Here is a 3,388-nt window from a genome sequence, read left to right on the forward strand (position 1 = left end):
ACGTGGGACATCGCGCAACATCTGATCCTGCCGACGCTGACGCTCGGCCTGATCTTCCTCGCCATCTATCTGCGCATCATGCGCGCCTCGATGCTCGAAGTGCTCAACCTCGATTTCGTCCGCACCGCGCGCGCCAAGGGCCTCGACGAGACCCGCGTCGTGGTCCGCCATGTGTTGCGCAACGCGCTGCTGCCGATGGTGACGCTGATCGGCCTGCAGGCCGGCACCATGCTCGGCGGCTCCGTGGTGGTGGAGAGCGTGTTCTCGCTGCCCGGGCTCGGCCGCCTCGCTTACGAGTCGGTGGTGCAGCGCGACCTCAATACGTTGCTCGGCATCGTCTTCGTCTCGGCGCTGCTGGTAATCCTGGTCAACTTCTTCGTCGATCTGCTCTATGCCCGGCTCGATCCGCGCATCCAGGCGGAGGGCTGAGCATGGATGCTGTGAAGCGTTATTTCCGCAGCCCCGCCGCCGTGGTCGGCCTGCTGCTTCTGCTGGTGATCATCGCGATGGCCATCTCCGCCGGCATGCTGTATCCGCGCGATCCGCTGGCGCTGGCGGGGCGTCCGCTGCAGTGGCCGTTCGCCAATCCGCGCTTCCTGCTCGGCACCGACAATTCCGGCCGCGATATCGCCGCCCAGATCTTCTACGGCGCGCGCATCTCGCTGCTGATCGGCGGCGTCGCCACGCTGATCGCCATTGTCATCGGCGTGCTGATCGGCGCGTTCGCCGGCTATTACGGCGGCTGGATCGACAACGTCTTGATGCGCATCACCGAAGCCTTCCAGACGCTGCCGAACTTCGTACTGCTGCTGGTGCTGGTCGCGGTGTTCGGCTCGACGCTGACCACCGTCACCATCGCGGTCGGCGTGGTGTCGTGGCCGGCGCCGGCGCGCCTCACCCGTGCGGAATTCATGTCGCTGCGCAATCGCGAATTCGTCCAGGCCGGCCGCACGCTCGGCATGAAGGACCTGCAGCTCATCCTCGGCGAGATCCTGCCCAACGCGCTGCCGCCTGTCATCGTCTATGCCAGCGTGGTGATGGCCACCGCGATCCTGTTGGAAAGCGCGCTGGCGTTTCTGCGGCTGTCCGATCCCAACGTCGCGTCGTGGGGCAACCTGATTGGCCTCGGCCGCGACGTGCTGCGCGTGCAGTGGTACGTCTCCGCGATCCCCGGCGTCACCATTTTGATCACGGTGCTCGCGGTGTCGCTGGTCGGCCAGGGCCTCAACGATGCGCTCAATCCCAGACTGAAGAGCCGATGAGCGAGCAAGACGCGATCCTGACCCTCGACGGCCTCAGCGTGAAACTGCCGGAAGGCGCCGACCGCTCGCACGCGCTGGGCGGCGTGTCGCTGTCGGTCGCCGCCAACGAGATTCTCTGCGTGGTCGGCGAGTCCGGCTCCGGCAAGTCGATCATGGCCAACGCCATCATGAAACTGCTGCCGCGCGACGTCGAGATCGACGGCGGCCGCGTCATGTTCGAGGGCCGCGACCTCGCCGCTGCCACATCGGCGGAAATGCGACAAGTGCGCGGCGCCGGCATTGCGATGATCTTCCAGGAGCCGATGACCGCGCTCAATCCGCTGCGCAACATCGGCGACCAGATCGGCGAGATGTTTTCGATCCACACCGGTCTCTCCAAATCCGAGATCAAGGCGAAAGTGCTGGCGCTGCTTCAGGACGTCCGCATTCCCAACCCGGCCGAGGCGGCGCGCGCCTTTCCGCACGAACTGTCCGGCGGCCAGCGCCAGCGCGCCATGATCGCCATGGCCCTGGCGCTCGATCCGCGGCTGCTGATCGCCGACGAGCCGACCACCGCGCTGGATGTCACGACGCAAGCGCAGATATTGAAGCTGATCCGCGAATTGCAGGTCCGCCGCAAGACCGCAGTGCTGTTCATCACCCACGACTTCGGCGTGGTCGCCGAGATCGCCGACCGCGTGGTGGTGATGCAGCACGGCGCGGTGGTCGAGATCGGCGCCGTGAAAAACGTGCTCAACAACCCGCAGCACGCCTACACCAAGCAGTTGATCGCCGCCGTGCCGCCGCTCACCGCGCCGCCGCCGCGACCACTGTCCGACGACATCATCCTCACCCTCGACCACGTCTCCAAGACCTACCGCAACGGTGGCTTCCTCGGCCGCGGCGCGCGCGTGACGCATGCGGTGCGCGACGTCTCGCTCAAACTGCCGCGCGGCGCGACGCTGGGCATTGTCGGCGAGTCCGGCTCCGGCAAATCGACGCTGGCGCGCTGCATTGTCAGGCTGATCGATCCCGATGGGGGTTCAATCGTGCTCGAGGGCAAGGACTGGGCAAGACTGTCGCGCGAACAGGTGCGCCGCGAGACCAAGCACATCCAGATGGTGTTCCAGGACCCCTACGCCTCGCTCAATCCGCGCCGCAAGGCCGGCGACCTCGTCGCCCAGGGCCCGATCGTGCACGGCACGCCGCGCGCGAAAGCGATTGCCGATGCCAAAGAGCTGTTCGCGCTGGTCGGGCTCGACCCTTCCGCCATCGACCGCTTCCCGCACGAATTCTCCGGCGGCCAGCGTCAGCGTATCGGGCTGGCGCGTGCGCTGGCGCTGAAGCCCGACGTGCTGGTGGCCGACGAAGCGGTGTCGGCGCTCGACGTCTCCGTGCAGGCCCAGGTGCTGAAGATGTTGGCCGATTTGCGCGAGCGGCTCGGCCTTTCCATCGTGTTCATCACCCATGACCTGCGCGTCGCCGCGCAGATCTGCGACCTGGTCGCGGTCATGAAGGACGGCGAAGTGGTCGAGCACGGATTGTCCGGCGAGGTGTTCGGCAACCCGCAGCATGCGTATACGAAGGCGCTGTTGGCCTCGATCCCCGGCGGCGATTTCGCGCGGGGGAAGAAGGTGGAGGCGGTGTAGGAGACGCGCGGCGCCGCTTCCTTACCCTCCCCTAGAGGGGGAGGGTCGGCATGCGGTACGCGAAGCGTGACGCATGCCGGGGTGGGGTGACAGCGGCAAAGGCGGCGCGAAACACTTCACCCCACCCCGTCTCGCAACGCGCTTTGCGCGTCTGCTCGCCGACCCTCCCCTCCAGGGGAGGGTAAGCAAGAAGCTCCCCCTACACCATCTCCTTCGCATCCCTGCGCCGGTACACCATCAGCATCAACGGCGCCACAAGCCGCATCAATCCGTGGGCCGGGATCGGCACCGGCTCGGTGAACGGCAGCGCCAGGTCGCGCTCCGGCACGCCCTGCACGGCTTTCGCCAGCTCGCCGCCGAGCGCGATCGACAGCGCCACCGCGCGGCCGTTGCAGCCGGTCCAGCCGAACGCGATCGGCCCGAGGCGATGGATGCGCGGCATGAAGTCGGTGGTCATTCCGACATAGCCGTTGCAGACGTAGTCTAACTTGTCCTCGC

The 3,388-nt window shown here is 66.8% G+C and carries 3 protein-coding genes and 1 pseudogene; 3 read left to right on the forward strand and 1 reads right to left on the reverse strand.

All coding sequences use genetic code 11. The annotated features are described in order from the left end of the window. The 3 genes from JWR89_RS15905 to JWR89_RS15915 form a co-directional block, all read left to right on the forward strand. Nucleotides 1-429, forward strand: a 429-nt coding sequence (locus JWR89_RS15905; protein WP_299717795.1) for an ABC transporter permease, incomplete at its 5' end; no start/stop codon positions are given. 2 nt (nucleotides 430-431) lie between these two features. Further along, nucleotides 432-1,262 carry an ABC transporter permease gene (locus JWR89_RS15910; RefSeq protein WP_299717797.1) on the forward strand — a complete coding sequence of 277 codons (831 nt, stop codon included), beginning with the start codon at nucleotides 432-434 and terminating at the stop codon, nucleotides 1,260-1,262. Further along, the gene (locus JWR89_RS15915; RefSeq protein ID WP_299717799.1) at nucleotides 1,259-2,890 is read left to right on the forward strand and encodes an ABC transporter ATP-binding protein; all 1,632 of its coding nucleotides are present in this window, start codon (nucleotides 1,259-1,261) and stop codon (nucleotides 2,888-2,890) included. Before JWR89_RS15910 ends, JWR89_RS15915 begins: the two co-directional genes overlap by 4 nt. Before the next feature lie 199 nt (nucleotides 2,891-3,089). Here the strand turns inward: JWR89_RS15915 and JWR89_RS15920 are convergent. Then, nucleotides 3,090-3,388 (reverse strand): annotated as a pseudogene (locus JWR89_RS15920) (FAD-binding oxidoreductase); the annotation flags it as partial.

This window comes from Tardiphaga sp. (genome assembly GCF_028290785.1).
Lineage (GTDB): Bacteria > Pseudomonadota > Alphaproteobacteria > Rhizobiales > Xanthobacteraceae > Tardiphaga.

What these genes read in the sequence shown, in the direction of transcription:
- JWR89_RS15910 (WP_299717797.1), top strand. Translation starts at nt 432, where the DNA reads ATGGATGCTGTGAAGCGTTATTTCCGCAGCCCCGCCGCCGTGGTCGGC.
- JWR89_RS15915 (WP_299717799.1), top strand. Translation starts at nt 1,259, where the DNA reads ATGAGCGAGCAAGACGCGATCCTGACCCTCGACGGCCTCAGCGTGAAA.